Raw genomic sequence first — 18,823 nt, forward strand, 5'->3', positions numbered from 1 at the left:
ACCGGTACTTGATCATTACGGGGCAGGCTGCTTCAGGGCCGTTCAGCCACAGTGACGGTGAGTTCCACGGCCTGGCCGCCTCGACGTACGGTGAGCGGGGCGGTTTGGCCGGGTGGAATGTTCCGCAGAGCACCGAGAACGTTTTCGACATTGGTGATGTCCTGACCAGCGAAGCGCACGATCACGTCCGCGGGTTGCACACCTGCGGCGGCAGCTGGGCTGTCGGGCTCGACGTTGAGCACGATCGCACCGCGTTGGACCTGCAGCTTCATCGCCTGTCGCAGCGTGTCGGTGACGGTCACCATCGAGGCGCCCAGGTAGGGGTGTTGTGCGGTGCCGTCGGCCAGCAGTTGTTCGACGGTGCTGACGACCGTGGTCGACGGGATGGCGAACCCGATGGATTCCGCTCCCAGCTGCGATGGAGCGGAAGCCTGGTTGATGCCGATAACCCGGCCCGCGGCGTCGAGCAGGGCACCTCCGGAGCTGCCGGGTGAGATCGGCGCGTCAGTCTGGATCAGGTCGATCAGTGGGATGTCGTCTGCGTGGGCTGCTGCGGGGACCTCGCGGCCGAGGCCCGAAACGATGCCGCTGGTGACCGTGTTCTCCAAGCCCAGTGGTGTGCCGATCGCGACGGCGAGCACACCCTTGCGGGGTAGCTCGCGGGCGAATTGCGGAGCGGGCAGGTCGTGACGTGGTACTTGCACGACCGCGAGGTCAGTGCGGCGATCGGTCGCCCGGACCTGGCCCTGGGCTCGGGTGCCGTCGGCGAAGGCAACGGTGACTTCACGCGCTCCGCGAACCACGTGTTCGTTGGTGACGATCAGACCGTCCGCCCGGTACACCACGCCGCTGCCGGAACCTTCGGAAAGCTGCACGGTCACGACCGAGGGCCCGAGGCGCTCGACGAGATCCGGCACGACCGCGAGTGTGCCGGCTTCACCCGGCGGCGAGGCGTTCGTCTCCTGCTGGTCCTGGCCTGGGGGTGGCTGGCGATCGGACAGGTCGGTACACGCCCCGAGGACGACCAGTACCAGGGTGACAGCGATTCCTGCCCAGCGGTGCCAGAGGCGCTTCGAGTGCGCCGGACATCGTTCGGTCACCTTCCTCCTCCCTTCGGTCACGCAGCACGGCGGAGTGCACGGCCTCCGTTCGGCCGTTGGCCTGGGTGAGTGGCGTCGGAACCGGGTCCACGGTAGCCCGCGCATGCAGGCGATGCCTGCCGAGCGGAGACGGCTCTCCTGTGACGGGGCGCCACTGCCGACGCAGGCCGATTCCGCCCTCGTAACCGGTGGACCTCATGCCACCCGAACACGAGCGGACGGTGCACGGAGCCCGAAGAGGGCACCAACACGTCACGATCTGCTGCGCAATGTCCCGGTCACGCCATCACCCGGATGCCAAGAAGAAGAGGAAGAACGCCGGAAGCGTCGACCTCGGACTGACCGATCACGGTCATCCGGAGCCCACCTCCGTCGCCTTGCGGTCAGACCTTCTCGGCGCAGGCGGAGCGTTCCACCTCGCTCGCGGTCAGCTCGCGACAGGTCGGTTGGAGGTAGCGGTCAGCGAACTCGCGCGGTCCGGCGTCGTCGGTCAGCCGCCAGCCGTACTCGGACAGGAACCCGGCGACCTCACCGGGATCCATCCCGAAGCGCCACAACCGGCGCTCGACGACGTATTCCCGATAGAGCGCTTCCCCGCCGTAGAGCTCCGCCCCGTCCAGGAAATCCCGGCGCACATAGGTGAAGACCAGTCGGCTGCCGCCCGCGGCCGTAGCGAGGGCGTCGAGAGTCCGGCGTACCGCGGTCTCGGTCAGGTACTGCGTGACGGCCTCCCAGACGAACGCGGTCGTGTCGTCGTTCCGGTGGCCGTGTTCGGCGAGCACCTGGTTGAGGTCCCCGGTCTCGAAGTCGATCGGCACCAGCCTGACGTGATCCGGCACCTTGCCGTAGAGCCTTTTCAGCAACGCCCGCTTGCGGCTGATGTTCTTCGGCAAGTCGACCTCGAAAACCACGGTGTCCGACAACCATCGCAAGCGGTAGGCGCAATCATCCAATCCCGCACCGAGGACCACCACTGTCTCGACCCCGGCACGGACCGCGTCGCGGATCTGGTCGTTGATGTAGCGCTTGCGGCACAGCATGCTCGCCCACAGGCCCGGAATCTTCTTCTCCGCAGCGTTGATCAGCAACCGCCGCACCACCGGAATCCTCGTGAGTGTAGCGATCAACCTCCCCGACGCCGGAAGCATCCAGTAAGCCACATCGGACCGCACGAGTGGAATGTCCTCGTGCTGGTCGATCGCAACGATGGCGACCGGACCAACCGCGGTCTGCGCCACCGGGTTGTCCATGCTCGCACGTCCTTTCAAACTGTTCGGGCGCATCGGGCGCATCGGGCGTTCGCAGTTGCGTGACGAATCCGCAGCGGCTTCGATTCCCGGGTCAGCCGAGACATGCGCTCGCGAGCCGGGCGGGTTGTTCCTCGATCATCAGATGTCCTGCCGAAGGAACGATCTGCGGCTCGATCCCGAGGGTGTCGCGCACCGTCGGCGCGAGAGCGCGTACTGGCAGGAACACGTCGTGGTCCCCGACGAGGACGGATCGGTCCACGTCGCGAGCAGCGATTCGAGCCTTGCCCGGATCGGTGCTGGTGCGGACGTGCTTGGCCACGAGAGTCATCCAGTCGACCACCAGCTGACGTGGCGTGTGGCCCGGGCCGTGCATCGTGCGCAGCAGTCCGGCGCTGGCGGCCGGGCTGCGACGCAGAACCCACGCCGCCGAGGCGGCGACGACGGCGGGGGTCAGCCGAAGCCTGGTCAGGCCGCCGGGCGAGACCAGAACTTGGCGTCCGACCCGCCGCGAGTCGCTGGACAGCGCGATTCGCGGCCCCCAGGGAGTGCCCCATGACCACGACCTGCTCATCGGAGATCTTGTCGATCAGTTCGGTGAGCCAGCTCCCGTACCACTCAAGTCGAGTACCGCGCGGAGTACGTTCTGCGCAGCTCAATCCGGGTTGACCGGGAAGGTCGGCGACGACGACCCGGGCACGCGCGCACAACGCGGTCGCCAGCGGGAGACACGTGGCGGCGCTGAAGTTCGTGCCGGGTAGGAACACGACCGTGCGACCGCTCTCCCCGGCCGTGACCACGTGCGTGGAAACGCCCTGCACCGCGAGCATCCGGCGGGTGTGCGGAACGTGCCACTGGTCGAGCTGATCGCGACACCAGCGAGCGATCTCCTGCTTTCCCGCCCGGGTCCGGTAGATCAGCGCCATCAGCCCTCCCCAGCATCGCGGTGGGCCTCGAAGTAGCGTGCCATGAGCTCCCAGTACACGAGCAACAGCAGCATCTGGGCAACGGTCGCCGCACCAGCGGGGACCGGACGGCGCCGCCAAGCCGCAGCCAGCGCGATCAGTCCCGCACCGCTGGCCGCGGCGTTGACGACCAACGCCGCGTCCTTGGGACGGGCAACGATCCACAGCTCCTCACCGAGCATGGCCCTCGTCGCCCACGCCCGTTGGTCAGCGGGCTCGGGAAAGACCACCGGGTTGAGCGCGAACCACACGCCGACGACCACGGCGTGCCGCCGGCTCCGCGTCCACACCGGAACCAGAACCAGCGGTGCGGTCACCCAACGGGACCACGCACTCCAGGGGTTCGAATGCCGCGCGAACACCGCGCGGCGAAGACGAGCGAACGGCCGTGTTGATCTCATTCGCGGGTGCTCCATCCAGAAGACCGGTCAACAAAGACGCCGACCAGACTTCCCGGCACACCATCGATCACCGTACTCCTCCAGGGCTGCGCCCACCAGCCCCAGCCGCCTGTCCGGACCGCTCCCGCCCCGAGCAGCTGGTGGCCGAGGTCCGCAAAGCCGCGCCCGCATCCGGTTCATCTCCGACGGCGACGTCGCAGCCGCCATCGTGGCCGCCCGCCCGGACAGATCATCCGGACCCGCCTGCACGTTCCTGGTCGCCGATGAGCGGGAGGCCCAGGCGATGTGCCCTGACGGACTGGTTCAGCGCGCGGTCTGGTCGATCCAGTCCCGGTAGGCGGTGGCGTCGGTGTAGACCGACGGGCCGGCGCCGCAGACCGGGACGGCCGCGCCGAGCCGGCTGGTGACGCCGGTGAGCCGCCACGCGCCGGGTCCGCCTTCCAGCTGCGGGCCGCCGGAATCGCCGAAGCAGGCGTTGCCGGACAGCAGTCCCTTGCTGGCGGTGCAGATCTCCGTCGGGCCGTCGATGCCGCTCAGCGAGCAGGCGACGTCGTCGACGACGCGGGTCTGGGTCTCCTGCAGCTCGGTGGGAGGCTCGCCGCAACCGCGCAGCGGGCAGGTCAGGCCCCAACCGATGATCCGCGACTCGGTCCCAGCGGTCCCCGATGCCTCGGCGATCGGGATCGGTTCCTGCGGAACAGGTCTGTCCAGCTCGATCAGCGCGAGGTCGCCGTTCGGCTGACCGGCGGCGTAGGCGGGGTGCGCGACGATCCTCGCCACGCCAGCGAGGGTGCCGCCGCTGGTGTGGTCGGCACTGCCGATGCGCAGCCCAAGATCGCCCGGTGCGGCGTCCTGGACGCAGTGCGCGGCGGTGAGCACCCACTGCTGGTCGATCAGCGAGCCGCCGCAGGTGTGCCTGCCCTCCCGCTGCAGGGACGCCATCCACGGGTACTGCTCCGAGCTGCGGGCACCGCCGACGACGAGCGTGCCCGGATCCTCCGAGGCGCCGGCCGGTGCGGGTGGTGCACCCAGGGCGAGCACGAGCAAGGCCAGGCCGCTGAAAAGGGCAGAAGTCAGCTTCACGATCTCTCCTTCGTCTTCGGAACAAGCCCCCGGGATCACGGGGGACGACGGGTGCCGCGGAGTGCGCGGTCAGTCGGCGATGGAGCGCACCGAAACCTTCCCGGCGTGCCGGGCCGGCCGGGATCGCAGGATCTCTCCGGAGTGCGGTGGCCAGCGGCAGACGACCAGGTTCAGCGGGCTGCCGAACTGCGCCAGCAGGACATCGACGAATCCCTCCACCTGCATCGGGGTGAACTGCCCGACCCGGGCCAGGAAGAACACAACGCCGCGGGTGGAGATCACCTGCAGCACGTGCACGTCGCCGAAGTAGTTGCGGAAGCCCATCATGAGGTTCCGCCTGGTGCTCTCCGGACCCGGCGCGTGCGGCCGGGTCCAGGCCAACCACAAGACGTCCGCACCTGGGATCCACTCCTGGTCATCTCCGAGCGGACGGGACCGGCGGGGCACGATCGCGGTCACCTGCGCCTGCTTCATCGTCTTCAGGTAGGTCTCGTCGACCAGCCCCCAGCGCGCCAGGTACTGCCCGGCGGTGCCCGGGGTGAGCAACACGCGGTGTTCGCGGTGCACGAGGTCGGCCAGAGCCTGCCGGTTCCACAGCCGGTGCGCGAGGCCGTACCGGTCCGGGGCGCCGGCGACGATCGCGTTGATCATCGCGGCCTGCTGGGCGGGGGTGAGGGCGAGTTGGTCGCCGGGTCGGCGGCCGCGCGGTCTGGGCCGCAGAGCACTCTCGCCGCCGCGCCGGTAGGCCCGCACCCACGCGCCGACGGTCTTCCGCGAGACGCCGAGCAGGTGGGCGACCTGAGCCTGCGAACTGCCCGATTCGACCGCGGCGACCGCACGTCTGCGCAACTCCTCGAGCGCTTCCGGCGAAAGCGCGCGTGCGTCGCGTTTGACCATCGTGATCGATTCCTCGAGATCGGATGTGCGCCGTGCGATGAGCGCCCGGCGCGGGGGCGTGAGCGGGCGTGGGCCGGTCACCGCCCGGTAGGATTCGTGACCTTCCACGCAGCCTTTCCTCTGGTTTCCGCGCCGCACGTTCTCGTTTTGCTGGAATACCCGCGTTGTGCGTGGCGGAGTCGTTCTACGAGCGGCAGAACCGTACCTCGGACGACCTGATCACTTGGTTAATAACGGGTCACGGAAGGTGATTCCGGTGTAACCGCTCGCGCGTCAACTCTTGCGCTGTGGACGGATCCGGAATCATTCCGGGAAGTTCTTCTCCGGCCGTGTGGAACTTGTTGGAAGGCGGAACCGGCGTGGCGTAGAGGCCGGGGTGGATTCCGGATCAGCGCTGATCCGGAAATGGCGCGCTGCGGGGAAAGCGCCGGTTCGCTGTGGCTGGAGGCGAGCGCTACAGGTCCAGCACCAGCCGGCTCCCACATGCCCGCGACACGCAGATCATCATCGTGTCGCCGGCCGCGCGATCCGACTCGGTCAGCAGCGAGTCGCGGTGGTCGGGCGCGCCGTCGAGGACTCTTGTCTCGCAGGTCCCGCAGATGCCTTCGCGGCAGGACGACATCGCCGGTGCCCCCGAATCCTCCACCACGTCCAGGATCGAGCGGTCCTCGGGCACCCGGACCGTGATACCCGAGCGCACGAGCTCGACGTCGAACGCGGTGGCCGGGCCCGCGTCGGCCGGTGCGACCGCGGCGAACCGCTCCACGTGCAAGGCGTCCGGCCAGCGGCGGCAGCGGTTCTCCGCCTCGGCAAGCAGGGATTCCGGGCCGCAGCAGTAGATCGCGGTCCCGCGCCCCGGACGCTTGAGCAGCTTGCGCAGGTCGAGCGGGCCGCCGGAATCCGCCGAGTGCAGGCTGACCCGGTCGGCGTAGCGCATGGTGAGCTCCTCGGCGAACGGCATCGACGCCCGGGTGCGGCCGCCGTAAACCAGCCGCCAGTCCGCGCCGCGCTGCTCGGCGGCCGAGATCATCGGCAGCAGCGGGGTGATGCCGATCCCGCCGGCCACGAACAGGTACCGCGGGGCCTCGAACAACCGGAAGTTGTTGCGCGGTCCACGCACGCGCACGAGGTCGCCGGCGGCGAGTTCGTCGTGCACATGCGCCGAACCGCCGCGCCCGGCCTGCTCGCGCCGCACGGCCACCTGGAGGACCGCGCGGTTCGCGGGATCACCGCACAGCGAGTACTGGCGCACCAGGTCGTCGCGCATCAGCAGATCGATGTGCGCGCCGGGCTCCCATTCGGGCAGCGGTTCGCCGGCGGGGTGGCGCAACGTCAGCAGCACCACCCCGTCAGCGATGACTTCCTTGCGCTCGAGCAGCACCTCGAGCTCCACCTCGGTCGTGGACAGGACGGTCGCGGTCATCATGGACCTCCCTCAGCACGCGGGCGCGCGGGTCGTTCAGCGCAACCGGGTTCGCGTCGATTGATCGGGTGAGACGGGCATCGCCGGCTCGCATTTCCGAGTCCCGCAGTGAAACGGGGAGAATCGGCGTTGCCGGGAGGCATAGTGGCATAGCGAATGCGCCTCTGGCCAGCAGCGATCCGGCGCAGATGGGTACCTTTTGAACCTGGAATTCATGGTTCTGCAACATTGGACGAGGAAGCCGTTGTGGCTGCTGACGAGCGGTTTCAGCCGGCGCTTTCAAAAAGCGCTCCGGACGGACTACGGCGACATGCCGTCGCGGCACTCGGATCAAATGGTTCCCACTCCGCGCACCGCCGCGTGCGGCCTTGAACTGGACCGCACCGTCGGCAGGGATACGCGGCGACGGTCACCTGTTTCGCTGAGACATCGGCAGCCGACGCTCACTCGTGCGCCGACATCACCTCCGGGCTCTGCCTGAAGAAAGGAAGATTTAATCCGCCGAGATGCGGCGTTGACGTTGCAGAGACGGTCGCGACACGAGTGCCGACGCGGGTTGCGACCAACACGACAGGACCGGACCGCACGATGCGCCCAGGTCACGACCGCGTCCGGATGGAACCTGATTGACCTGCGACGGGAAGGCTGTAGTCACCACCCGGAGCGGCTCCGCGCGGACGAAGACCTCCCGACTCTCCAGATAGCGCTCCGTCCGGGAACGAAGCGGAAGACACGGGAGGAATGAATGACGCGATGCGCTCGGGATTCCAGCGCCGAGCGCATCGCATGCCATCGGATGGGAAACATTTGCCCGAAGTGCGCAACGCGGTTTCACCTCATAGGCGAAACCTGCGGTGAGCGCGCCTTTACACGCGATTTACCGTTCTTTCCTTTCGCAGTGGATCACGCCGTGCTCTACTTTCCGTCGTTCGACTCGTTCGAACGGTGCCGCCGGAAAACAGCAAGGCCGGAACCCCTCGCATTTCGTTTGGAGAGGTCCGCGGATCGAGCGTGCGCGGAGTTCTCCGGCCGTGCGCGGCGTTCACCGACGGCTCCAGGGTCGCACGGAACAGAGAGGAAGTTCATGTCCGCAGAATCTCCACCGGGATCCCGCAAGCGGCGACGGGTGTTCAAGACATCCGTTTCACTGGTGATCGCCGCGGCCAGCGCGGGGACGGCGGCCGCTGTACCGGCGCAGGCGCAGACGCCTGTCGGTGTCGGCCCGCTGCCCATCACCTTCGACATCAAGGACGACAACGGAAAGTGGTACGACTCCGGGCTCAACCTGTTCGGCAGCCAGTCGCTGGCCATCGCTGAGCTCCCCCGCCTGGGCACGGTGACCGGCGGTGGTGCGGGCGGCGGTGCGCTGTCGGCGAACCAGGTCCAGAGCCTGACCAACTCCAACATCGCTGCGCCGCTGACGGGACTGGTGAAGGGCGCTACGAGCCCCGTGCCGAAGCTCGGAGAGACCGGGGTGAGCCTGCTCGACTCGCTCAACCTGGACAGCACCCTGGCATCGGTGCGCTCGATCGGAACGTCACAGCCGGAGGCCAAGGCCGATGCCGCCAAGGCCGAGGGCCTGATCGGCGAGTTCAGCCGGCAGGTCGCGAGCATGCCTGCCGACCAGCCGATCAACCTGGCCGAGCTGCCGGTCGGCGTGGATCTGCAAGGAGTTCTCAACGATCTCCAGCGGTTCGCGCTGAAGGGTCCGCCGGTGACGGTCAACTTCCGGGTCGACCCGGCCAAGTCCGAGGGACTGCGCGACCCGTTCGCGCTCATCGCTCCGGAAGGGGCGAAGGGCTACCCCTTCGACGATGCCAAGGGTGGGTTCTTCGGCGAGCAGTCGATCCAGCTCACCGAGCCGGGCCTGTACGCGTTCGCGGACCGGATCTCCCCCTACATGCTGGGGGCCGTCGTGGTCGACGACCCGCTCACCATCGGGCTCGACTTCGGCAAGAACCTCCAGGTCAACTCGCACGGGCTGACCGTTCCGTCCAATGCCGACATCGTGCAGCGGTTGGTGAACACGTTCTTCAACATCACCAACCCGAACAACTGGCAGCGGTTCAAGCCGGGCGAGGAGACCACCTGGAACCCCATCCAGCCCCCTGCGCCGATCCTGCAGTACGACGCGGCGGGCAAGCCGGTGCTGATCCCGAACCTGGATGCCTACTTCGACAAGAAGTTCATGTATCCGAAGACGCTGAAGCCGGGCGACAAAGCGCCGCCGACGCCGGGCGTCGGCGAGGTCTGGATCGACACCGAGATGGAGGAGTGGGCCGGCAAGAACAAGGTCGGGTCCGCCACCAAGATCAACGCCGAGAACTGGTCGGTTGAGCGGAAGATCGGTGCTCCGGGCATCGACATGAACAATCCGCACAACATGTGGACGGACAAGAACTACAAGTACCTCTACCAGAGTGAGTGGTTCGACGACAAGGTGGACGTCTTCGACCGGGAGACCGGGCGGTTCATCCGGCAGACCCAGGTCGGGCACAACCCGGCGCACGTGATGACCAAGCCCGGCACCGACGAGCTGGTCGTCGGGCTCAACGCCGGCAACGAGATCGTGGAGCTGGCCCCGGGTGGCACGCACGTCACCCGGAGGATCACGGTCAGCCCCTCCGGTGAGATCCGCCATCCGCACGCGCACTGGACCAGTGCCGACGGGAAGACGGTCATCACCCCGAACACGTTGACCAACAACGCCTCTGTGGTCGACATGGAGTCGGGGAAGGTCCGGACGGAGCAGACGGGCCAGCTGCCGATCGCGACGAGCATGACGCCGGACAACGCCAAGGCGTACACGGCGGACTTCCTCGGTCAGAGCATCACGTGCATCTCGCTTGCGGAGAACGCCTGCGACAAGGACGGCGAGAAGGTGCACAGCAAGCCGATCGACCTGTGGGAGAACTACAACCCGCTGACCGGTCCCAAGCAAGGCAAGCCGTTCGGCGGTCTGATGATCCAGCTGCCGGTGAGCCCGGACGGCAAGGCCCTGCTGGGTGCCAACGTGCTCTCCACGACGGTGTCGGTGGTCGATCCGAAGACCGACAAGGTCGTGAAGGATCTGCCGTGCACCGCCGGCTGCCACGGCATCAACTTCGGTGCCAAGCAGGGCGGTGGCTACTACGGCTACGTGTCCAACAAGTTCTCGAACGTCATCCAGATCATCGACGTCGATCCCAACGGGGACGGCAACATCGAGGATGCGGCGGTCGTCGGCCAGAAGACCATGGACGCGACCGCGGAGACGAAGATGGACGGCACCATCACCGGCCAGTCCGGCATGGGCGGCCAGGGCGTGCTGCCGGTTCCGCTGGTCTACAACGGCTGGGCGCAGCAGAACCAGGGCAAGTGGCGGGAGATGCTCACCTGCGAGCAGCTGAACCCGATCACCCCTGGCGCTTGCTGAGGTGAGCCCGCGGCCCGGGGCCGGAACTTCCTGGCCTGGCTCCGGGCCGCGGTCGCCCCGCCGAACTCCCCGCAACTCCTCGCGCGCTGCGCACCTGCCCAGACGTCCTCAGTGGACACTTTCAGGTCCGGAGGTGACCATCCCCTTGACGATCGTCGACGAACGCCCGCAGCGGACCGGCCGGCGCGACCGGCGGATCCCTGCGCAGGGCCGCAAGGTCCTCGGCCTCCTGCTGGTGGTGCTGGGCTGCTGGGCCACGCTGCTGATCTCGACCCCGGCGCCGACCGGCGACCCTGTGCTGCGCACCATCTCGCCGGGCAACTCCGAGACCGTCAAGTCACCTGACCGCGTAGAGCTGACTTTCGACCGGCCGGTGCCCGCCGGTCTGGCCACCGTGCGGATCATCAACCCGCCCGGAGAGCAGGTCGTCTTCGAGCGGCCGGTGAATCCGCCGGGCCGGCCGGACACGATCTCCGTCCCGATGCCCAAGACCCGGTTCGGCGGGACCTACACCGTGGCGTGGACGCTGCCGTCGCAACACCTCGAACCGCTCAGCGGCGCGTTCACCTTCGACGTGTTCCAGCCGACCTCCTCCGCCGGCGTACCGGAGATCGAGATCCGCCACGACCCGGCGATCGCCGCCTTCCACACCACGGCCCGCTTCGCGGCGGTCGCGTCGATGGCGGTGCTGATCGGCGCGGTGTTCTTCGTGGCCGCGATTTGGCCCGCGGGCGCGCTGTTGCGGATCGTGCGCCGCGTGGTCACCGGCGCGTGGATCGGAGTCGTGGTCTCGACGCTGGCGGTGCTCCTCTCGTTCGGGCCGTACGCGGCGTGGGTGCCGCTGGGCGACGCGTTCGATCCGCAGCTGCTGTGGGGGACGCTGCGGTCGGAGACCGGCGCGGGATTGCTGAGCAGGTTGCTGCTGCTCGTACCGATCACACTGGGCCTCGTCGAGCTCATGGCCGCACCGCCCGCGGAGCGGCAGGGCGAGCGGGCGCTTCGGGGCGGCGCGGTGGTCGGCTGCGGCGCGGCGCTCGCGGCGACCTGGAGTCTCGCGCGTCCGCACGCCGAGCTGACGCCGCTGTCCCTGGCCGTCGACGTCGTGTTGCTGGTGTCGGCGGCGGTGCCGGTGACCGGGCTGGGGATGCTCTGGTTGCTGCTGCGCGGCAAGGACCGCTCGGCGCGCCACACCTACGTGCCGCGCTGGTACCGCTCGACCGGAGCGTGCGCCGGTTTGCTCGCGCTCGTCGCGCTCTACCACCTCTGGCACAGCACCGACGGCTCGGTGACTTCGCACTCCTGGCTGCTGGTCGGCCTGCTGGCTTTGATCGGACTGCTGGCGGGCACGACCACGGTATTGCGCCTCCGGCTGCATCGCCACCCAGCCGATCCAGCAGAGTCCAAAGCGGACAGGCGGAAGATCCCGCATCTCGAGCAGTACCGGAACCTGGCCGCCGGCGGCGCCGGTCTCGCCGCGCTCTTGCTGATCGCCACGGCGTTGCTGGTTGCGACCCGGCCTCCGCACACCGCGCACGCCCAGCGTATCGAGCCCACCCCTTCGTCGGTGCGCCAGCAGCTGCCACCGTTCCGGCTCCCGTTCGACACCGGCAAGCCCGGCGGGAACGGCGCGGTCGACCTCGTCCTGCTGCCCCGCGCGGACGGGCCCGGCCGGGTGCACCTGGACACCCGTGTCTCGGTTCGCGGCGGTCCCGGCGATATGGCCGTGACCGCTGAACTGCGCCGACCCGGCCGCGCGCCGATCCCGGTACGGCTCACCGCGGCAGGGCCGGGCTATTCGCGCGGCGCGGCGACCGTGCCCGGGCACGGCGACTGGGAGCTCGCACTCACGCTGCGCGCCCCCGACGGGAGCCGGCAGACGGTGACCCAGCCCCTCGACGTCCGGTGAGCGGCCACCCGGCCGCTGTCCGAAGGAGTCCGCGTTGACCAGGACCACTACCGACCAGCAGACACGTCCACCGGCACCGCCGCGCAACACCGCGCTGAACACGCTGCGCCTGCTGTCCCGGCGGGTGCACTTCCTGGCCGGGGTCGTCGTAGCGCCGTTCCTGGTCGTCCTGGCACTGACCGGGCTGGTCTACGTGTTCAGCCCGCAGATCCACGAGAGCCTGTACCGCTCGCAGCTGTTCGTCGCCGAGGTCGACGGCATCCCGGCACCGGTGTCCGAGCAGGTGCGCGCGGCGCTGGACGCCCATCCGGAGGCCACGCTGCGCTCGGTGATCCCGCCGCCGGAACCGGACCGCACCACGCAGGTCCAGCTCGCGGTGCCTGGCCTGCAGGACGAGCAGAGCCGGACGGTGTTCGTCGACCCATACACCAACTTCATCAACGGCGAGATGAACACCGACGGGCACCGCACTCCGGCCAACATGTGGCTGCGGGAGCTGCACAGCAACCTGCACCTGGGCGAGCCGGGCCGGGTGTACGCGGAGCTCGCCGCGACCTGGCTGCCGCTGATCGTGCTGGGCGGGCTGGTGCTGTGGCTGGCGCAGCCGCGCGGGCGCCGCGGACCGACCTGGCGGGAGCTGCTGATGCCGTGGTCGCGGTCGGCGAAGGGGTGGATGGCGCTGCGCTCGGTGCACGGGCCGCTCGGGCTGTGGCTGGGCGTCGGGCTGCTCGCGCTGGGGCTGTCCGGGCTGGGCATCTCGCAGTTCGCCGGGGGCCGTACCGACCAGGCGGCCGACCCGGCGCACTTCCGGGACCGCGCGCTGGTGTCGGACCCGGTGGAGCTGCCCGCCGACCCTACGCGGGATGCCGAGCCGCCGGGGATCGCACTGCCCGTGCCGGAGACTCCCGCACCGCCATCGGAACCGGAACCGCAGATACCGATCGTTTACGACCCGACGACCGAGGACAAGGCCGCGCCGTCACCGGAACCGCCGGATGAGCCCGAGCCCCCTGCGCCGACCCGAACGTCCACACCAGACGCTCCACAACCGACACCCCCGCCCGCTCCACCGACGACCACCGAGCCGCCCCCTCCCCCGGAAAGCCCTGCCCCACCCGCCGACGACGTCCCACCACCGGTGACCACACCTCCGCCGGACAGCACCCCGCCACCGGTGCCGACCCTCCCGCTGCCCCTGATCCCCTCGCTGGGGCTGGAACTCGCGGCTCAGACCGCGGAGTTCGAGCCGGCTCCGGTGCGCCCGCAGTCCGCCGGAGACGAGCGGATCGGCATCGACCAGGCGCTGGCGGTCGCCCTCGCCGAAGGACTGACCGGCGAGCTGGTCGTCACCCCGCCGCACGGGGCCGACGGTGCGTTCACCGTGGCCGAGCGCTCTGGCGGTTTCCCGGTGCAGCGCGACCGCGTCGCAATCGACCCCTACAGCGGAAACGTGGTGGAGCGCGTCGGCTGGGAGGACTTCTCGCTGGTCGCGAAGGCGACCACGCTGGCCGCCGAGTTCCACACCGGCACGCTGTTCGGCCTGGCGAACCAAATCCTGCTCGCGCTCCTCGCCGTCGGCCTGCTCGTGCTGATCGGCTTGGGCTACCGGATGTGGTGGGTGCACAACCCCTACCGCGGCCGGTGGACCACCCTGCCGCCGCCGGTGTGGCGACAGCTACCGCGCCCCGTCCTGGCAGCCGCGCTGGTGTCCGTTGCGGCGCTCAGCTGGGTCATGCCGCTGTTCGGGCCGAGCCTGCTGCTGTTCGTGCTCGTCGATGCCGCGATCACCGCCGGGCTGCGGCGGCGACGCACGACCGCGTCGGCTCGTGGGTGACATCACAACGTCGAGAGGAAGGGTTGATCGTGGACTGCCGGAAACCAGCCCGGTCACAGGGCCCGCGCGTCCGACTCCCCCGCGGGTTCCTCGCGGAGCGGACCAACCACCGCGAACGCATCCGGAACCGATCGCTCGTGCTGGCCGGTGCGCTCGTCCTGGCGGCGCACGCGACGCCGGAGGACAGCTACGAACGCATGCGCACCGAGCGCGACTCCGCCTCCGGCCTGCCCGCATCGGTGACGACCGCCCCGTTCGACCTCGAACTTCCGCCGGACCTGCCGACCGCGGTCCGCGCTCCGGAGCAGCCGAGCGGAAGCAGTGCAGTGGGGTCGGGAATCCCGCGCACGGTGCTGCGTGCCTACCAGCGCGCCGAGTCCGAGCGAGCGCTCGGCGACCCGGGCTGCCACCTGCACTGGCCGCTGCTCGCCGGGATCGGCCGAGTCGAGTCCCACCACGCACGAAGCGGCGACGTCACAGCCGACGGCGACATGCGCACCCCGATCTACGGCCCGGAACTGGACGGCACCGGCGGGACCATGGCCATCCGCGACGGTACGCGCTGGGCACGAGCCGCCGGTCCCATGCAGTTCATCCCGTCGACATGGGCGAACTGGGGAGCCGACGGCTCCGGCGACGGCCACGTGGACCCGCAGAACGTCTACGACGCCACGGTGGCCGCAGGCCGGTACCTCTGCGCGGACGGATCGGATCTGTCCACCGAGCACGGGATGCGACGGGCGGTCCTGCGCTACAACCACTCCGACGAGTACGCCAGAACGGTCCTGGCCTGGGTCCGCGCGTACGAGCGGGGCGGGCGGCCGGAGCCGGACCGGGCGGAAGGTCTCGACACGGCCGAGCTGATCGCCGTGACGAGCCCGGCACCGGTCACCGAACCCGCTCACACACCGATGCCCGAACAGCCGGAACCCGCGCCGCCGCCGGACAACGGCGGGTCCACACCACCCCCACCACCACCGGATACCGCCGCGCCCCCGGAGGACCCCGCCCTGATCCCGCTGGTGCCCCCGGTCGTCGACGTCGTCGACGTCGCGGTCCCGGGGCTCACCGGCCCGCTCCGGCACCTCGCGCCGCCGCCCGCCCCACGACCTGCGAAGACCGACCGAGCCTCCGCGCCGCTCGACGAAGAATGAGGTGCCCCGATATGCGCAGTCCCGCCGAGCACGCGGCCACGACACTGCTGTCCGCCGCCACGGCCCACGTGGTCACGCCCTCAGCCTCCGCGCGAGGAACCCCTTCCGGGCTCGGCCCGGCCACGATCGGCGGACTGCCGGCCCACCCCCTGATCGTGCACGTCCCGGTGGTGCTCATCCCGCTGGCCTCGCTCGCGCTTGTGCTCGCAGCGGTCTGGCCCGCGGCACGGCGGAAGCTGAGCTGGTTCACCCCGACGCTGGCGCTGGTGGCGCTGGCGTCGGTCCCGCTGGCCACCGAATCCGGGGAGTGGCTGTCCGGGCAAATGCGGTTCACCCCGCTCATCGAAGAGCACGAGGAACTGGCCGAAGGACTGCTGATCTGGATCGCCGGGCTGGCGGTGTGGGCGCTGCTGGTGTTCGGCCTGGACACCTGGGAGCAGCGGAAGGGGCTGGAGCTGCGATCGCCGCTGCGGCGCGGCATCGCCGTGGCCACGGTCGTCGGCGCCCTCGCACTCAGCGCCGGATCGGTCACCCAGATCTACCTGGTCGGCGAGTCGGGAGCCGGTGCGGTGTGGACCGGCACCGCCGCCGGTCGGTAACGGGCACGACTACGGAGGAGGAGACATGGAGAACGGCAGGAACGTCCTCGGGCGCCGCGAAGTGATCGTGAGCGCGGCGGGCGGTGTCGGGGTTCTCGCGCTCGCGTCCTGCGGCTCGGCGGAGGACACGCCGCCGCCGACCCCGGGTGCGGAGGGTGCGGCTCTGGCGAAGCTGTCCGGTATCCCCGTCGGTGGCGCGGTCTCGGTGACCGGCCCGGACAACGAGCCGATCATCGTCGCGCAGCCGCAACCGGGCACGGTTCGCGCGTTCAAGGCCGCCTGTACGCACAAGGGCTGCCCGGTCTCGGTCGCGGAGGCCGAACTGCACTGCCCTTGCCACGGCGCGAAGTTCGACTCCGCGACCGGGGAGGTGCTCAACGGCCCCGCCGAGGAGCCCCTCGCTCCCGTGCAGGTGCACCTCGATCCACAAGGAACGGTACGTACCGGGTCGGCCTGACCCGCATGTCAGCGGGTCCGCGCGATGCCGGGTGAGGCCATCCGGCGCCGCGCGGACCTACCGCGCTCCATCTGGAGCTGACTATCTGTGGTGAGTGATGTCGAAGAAGTACGCGAAGCGCGGAATCTCGATCAACGTCGTTCTCACGGCCGTGGTGGTGCTCGTCACGGTGTGCGTGATCGGCGGGGTGCTGCTGTTCCACGGCAGCGGACCCGGCGCCGCATCGGGCGCGAGCCTGCGCAAGCCCGGGAGCAACACCCTCACCGAGGCACCGGGCGAGAAGGTCACCGTAGTCGAGTTCCTGGACTACCAGTGCCCGTCGTGCGCCTCCTACTACGACAACGTGATCAAGCAGCTGGAGGAGGACTACACCGGCAGGATCGACTTCGCCACGCGGGACTTCCCGCTGCCGGTGCACGCACTGGCGGTGCCAGCGGCCCAGGCCGCGGAAGCCGCGGCGATGCAGGGCAAGTACCGGGAGATGTACCACGCGCTCTACGACGGCTACGAGTCGTGGGCGGTGGCCGCGGACGGCAGCGGCGTCAGCCAGGACGTCTCGGCGGCGCGGGCGCGGTTCGACGAGTTCGCAATGCGGATCGGCCTGGACCTGGAGCGGTTCCACCGCGACATGGCCTCCCCGCAGGTCATGTCCAAGATCGAGCAGGACCGGTCGGACGGGGCGAAGGCAGGTGTGAGCGGGACCCCGACGTTCTTCATCAACGGCGAGTTGTTCGAGCCAACGGGGCGGACCTACGACGAGGTCTCCAAGCAGTTCCGCACGGAAATCGACAGCATCCTGGCGAAGTGAGCACAGCCCCAGGCGAGCGTCCACAACGCTACGCCCATCGCCCTGATTTCTCGCCTAACGATGGCGTCAGAACTCATCCCAGCGCGGAGGGGTTCACATACGCCGCTACGGCGACGAACACCGCGACGGCGAGCACGACGTAGGCGAACCACCGGCGCACGGTCGCCGCATCCAGCCTGGTGGACAACCGAGCAGCCACGATCGACACGACCAGCGCCGTGCCGGCGAACAGCAACAGCACGGTGTAGTCGATGCCGCTGGCCGCGCCCGCGTGTGCGGCGAGTCCTGCGACGGAGTTGATGAGCACCACCACGAGCGAGGTGGCGACCGCTTCCTGCGCGCCCAGCCCCAGCAACAGGCTCAAAGCCGGCACGATGACGAAGCCCCCGCCGACACCGAACAGTCCGGTCAGCAAACCGACGACCGCGCCGGCGGCCACCGCCTTGGGCAGGCATGTGCGCCAGTTGACGCCGCCTTCCCGGGTGCGGCAGGCACCAGCCCGGTTCTCACCGCCTCGTAGCATCCTCACCGCGACGACGATCATGAGTGCGGCGAAGGCCAGCAGCAGCCAGCGCTGCGGGAGCAGCCGTCCCAGCGCCGCGCCCCCGAAGGCGGCCGGGGTGCCGGCCGCGCCGAACACCAGCGCGACCGGCCACCGCACGACCGTGCGGCGCTCACGGGGTAGCAGACCGCCGAGGGAGGACAGCGCGACGACGGCCAGCGACGTGGGAATCGCCATCTGCAAGGGTTGTCCGACGCCGTAGACCAGGGCCGGCACGGCGAGGATCGAACCACCCGCACCGAGCAGTCCCAACGCCAGGCCGATCACAGCACCGAACGCCACCGCCAAGAACAACCGAACACCACCTGTTCCGATGGCGGGCCAGGTCCGCCACCGCTGACGTCATCGCTTCGACGTGCGTCGCCCCGTCGACTAGCCCCCGGTTCGAGCGCCAGGAGCCTTCCCGTTGATCGCTTCGATCGGGGAGGATGTGTCGGTGGTGGTGCGGTTGTGCGGCAGCAGCGCGAGCAGCCTGGCCATGGCGCAGGTGTTGGTCACCGCGGCGAAGATCAGACCCGCGCCGACGAACCCCGCGACCCACTTCAGCGGTTCGTAGGCCGTGCTCGCCACGACCCCCGCGAGCACGAGCAGGCCAGCGGTCAGCCGGACCTGCCGCTCCATCGCCCACGTGCCCCGGCCTCGGCTGAGGTCTCCGCCGTCGCGTTCCCATCCGGTGATGCCGCCGCGCAGCACGCTGAGCCGCTCCAGTCCGGCCGCCTCCAGCAACGTTCGGGCCTGCTCAGCACGATTTCCCGAGGCGCACACCAACACCACCGGGTCGTCGTGCCGCGCCGCGCCGAGCTCGTGCCGGTTCTTCTGAATCAGGTCGAGCGGGACGTTGCAGGAGCCCGGGATGTGGGTCGAGGCGAACTCACCCGGTGTGCGCACGTCGATCAGCCGAACCTGGGGTTCGGTCTCGCGCAACTCCCGGACCTGCGCGGTGTCCATGGTCTGGGGCGGGGTCTGGGGCAT

Annotated in this window: 16 protein-coding genes; 7 read left to right on the plus strand and 9 right to left on the minus strand. The window is 69.5% G+C overall.

Annotation, left to right across the window (positions count from 1 at the left end):
• Positions 1 to 32: 32 nt before the first annotated feature.
• The 7 genes from HUO13_RS27600 to HUO13_RS27630 all read right to left on the minus strand — a co-directional run bounded on the left by HUO13_RS27600 (position 33) and on the right by HUO13_RS27630 (position 7,116).
• Positions 33 to 1,100, minus strand: a complete 1,068-nt coding sequence (locus tag HUO13_RS27600) for a S1C family serine protease (RefSeq protein ID WP_249124105.1) — start codon at positions 1,098 to 1,100, stop codon at positions 33 to 35.
• A gap of 383 nt (positions 1,101 to 1,483) precedes the next feature.
• Positions 1,484 to 2,350 carry an SAM-dependent methyltransferase gene (locus HUO13_RS27605; protein ID WP_211897934.1) on the minus strand — a complete coding sequence of 289 codons (867 nt, stop codon included), beginning with the start codon at positions 2,348 to 2,350 and terminating at the stop codon, positions 1,484 to 1,486.
• 91 nt (positions 2,351 to 2,441) lie between these two features.
• Positions 2,442 to 2,921: an alpha/beta fold hydrolase gene (locus tag HUO13_RS37745; protein WP_249124106.1), complete on the minus strand. Its 480-nt coding sequence runs from the start codon at positions 2,919 to 2,921 to the stop codon at positions 2,442 to 2,444.
• Positions 2,922 to 3,272: 351 nt separating this feature from the next.
• The gene (locus HUO13_RS27615) at positions 3,273 to 3,728 is read right to left on the minus strand and encodes a DUF6653 family protein (protein ID WP_349253339.1); all 456 of its coding nucleotides are present in this window, start codon (positions 3,726 to 3,728) and stop codon (positions 3,273 to 3,275) included.
• Positions 3,729 to 4,016: 288 nt separating this feature from the next.
• Positions 4,017 to 4,796 carry a S1 family peptidase gene (locus HUO13_RS27620; RefSeq protein ID WP_211897935.1) on the minus strand — a complete coding sequence of 260 codons (780 nt, stop codon included), beginning with the start codon at positions 4,794 to 4,796 and terminating at the stop codon, positions 4,017 to 4,019.
• A 69-nt stretch (positions 4,797 to 4,865) separates the two neighbouring features.
• Positions 4,866 to 5,693, minus strand: coding sequence for a helix-turn-helix domain-containing protein (locus tag HUO13_RS27625; RefSeq protein ID WP_211897936.1), 828 nt, complete (start codon positions 5,691 to 5,693; stop codon positions 4,866 to 4,868).
• Positions 5,694 to 6,147: 454 nt separating this feature from the next.
• Positions 6,148 to 7,116 (minus strand): PDR/VanB family oxidoreductase, encoded by a 969-nt coding sequence (locus HUO13_RS27630; protein ID WP_211903200.1) that lies wholly within the window; start codon positions 7,114 to 7,116, stop codon positions 6,148 to 6,150.
• 745 nt (positions 7,117 to 7,861) lie between these two features.
• Here HUO13_RS27630 and HUO13_RS27635 point away from each other — a divergent pair.
• The 7 genes from HUO13_RS27635 (at position 7,862) to HUO13_RS27665 (ending at position 17,289) form a co-directional block, all read left to right on the plus strand.
• Positions 7,862 to 10,531, plus strand: a complete 2,670-nt coding sequence (locus tag HUO13_RS27635; RefSeq protein ID WP_249124108.1) for a copper oxidase — start codon at positions 7,862 to 7,864, stop codon at positions 10,529 to 10,531.
• Positions 10,532 to 10,664: 133 nt separating this feature from the next.
• Entirely contained in the window at positions 10,665 to 12,437 is a 1,773-nt protein-coding gene (locus HUO13_RS27640; RefSeq protein ID WP_211897937.1) for a copper resistance CopC family protein, read from the plus strand.
• Positions 12,438 to 12,471: 34 nt separating this feature from the next.
• Entirely contained in the window at positions 12,472 to 14,271 is a 1,800-nt protein-coding gene (locus HUO13_RS27645) for a PepSY-associated TM helix domain-containing protein (protein WP_211897938.1), read from the plus strand.
• A gap of 137 nt (positions 14,272 to 14,408) precedes the next feature.
• Complete coding sequence (locus HUO13_RS27650) at positions 14,409 to 15,425, plus strand: lytic transglycosylase domain-containing protein (RefSeq protein ID WP_211897939.1); 1,017 nt, start codon at positions 14,409 to 14,411, stop codon at positions 15,423 to 15,425.
• An 11-nt stretch (positions 15,426 to 15,436) separates the two neighbouring features.
• On the plus strand, positions 15,437 to 16,024 hold the full coding sequence (locus HUO13_RS27655; protein WP_211897940.1) for a DUF2231 domain-containing protein: 588 nt from the start codon (positions 15,437 to 15,439) through the stop codon (positions 16,022 to 16,024).
• A gap of 25 nt (positions 16,025 to 16,049) precedes the next feature.
• On the plus strand, positions 16,050 to 16,481 hold the full coding sequence (locus tag HUO13_RS27660; protein ID WP_211897941.1) for a Rieske (2Fe-2S) protein: 432 nt from the start codon (positions 16,050 to 16,052) through the stop codon (positions 16,479 to 16,481).
• 97 nt (positions 16,482 to 16,578) lie between these two features.
• Positions 16,579 to 17,289: a DsbA family protein gene (locus tag HUO13_RS27665; protein WP_211897942.1), complete on the plus strand. Its 711-nt coding sequence runs from the start codon at positions 16,579 to 16,581 to the stop codon at positions 17,287 to 17,289.
• Positions 17,290 to 17,362: 73 nt separating this feature from the next.
• On the opposite strand, the gene HUO13_RS27670 is transcribed toward HUO13_RS27665, so the two are convergent.
• Positions 17,363 to 18,145 carry a sulfite exporter TauE/SafE family protein gene (locus tag HUO13_RS27670; protein WP_211897943.1) on the minus strand — a complete coding sequence of 261 codons (783 nt, stop codon included), beginning with the start codon at positions 18,143 to 18,145 and terminating at the stop codon, positions 17,363 to 17,365.
• A gap of 78 nt (positions 18,146 to 18,223) precedes the next feature.
• Positions 18,224 to 18,799 carry a rhodanese-like domain-containing protein gene (locus HUO13_RS27675; protein WP_211903202.1) on the minus strand — a complete coding sequence of 192 codons (576 nt, stop codon included), beginning with the start codon at positions 18,797 to 18,799 and terminating at the stop codon, positions 18,224 to 18,226.
• Positions 18,800 to 18,823 lie beyond the last annotated feature (24 nt).

The sequence above is a fragment of the Saccharopolyspora erythraea genome (assembly GCF_018141105.1).
GTDB lineage: Bacteria > Actinomycetota > Actinomycetes > Mycobacteriales > Pseudonocardiaceae > Saccharopolyspora_D > Saccharopolyspora_D erythraea_A.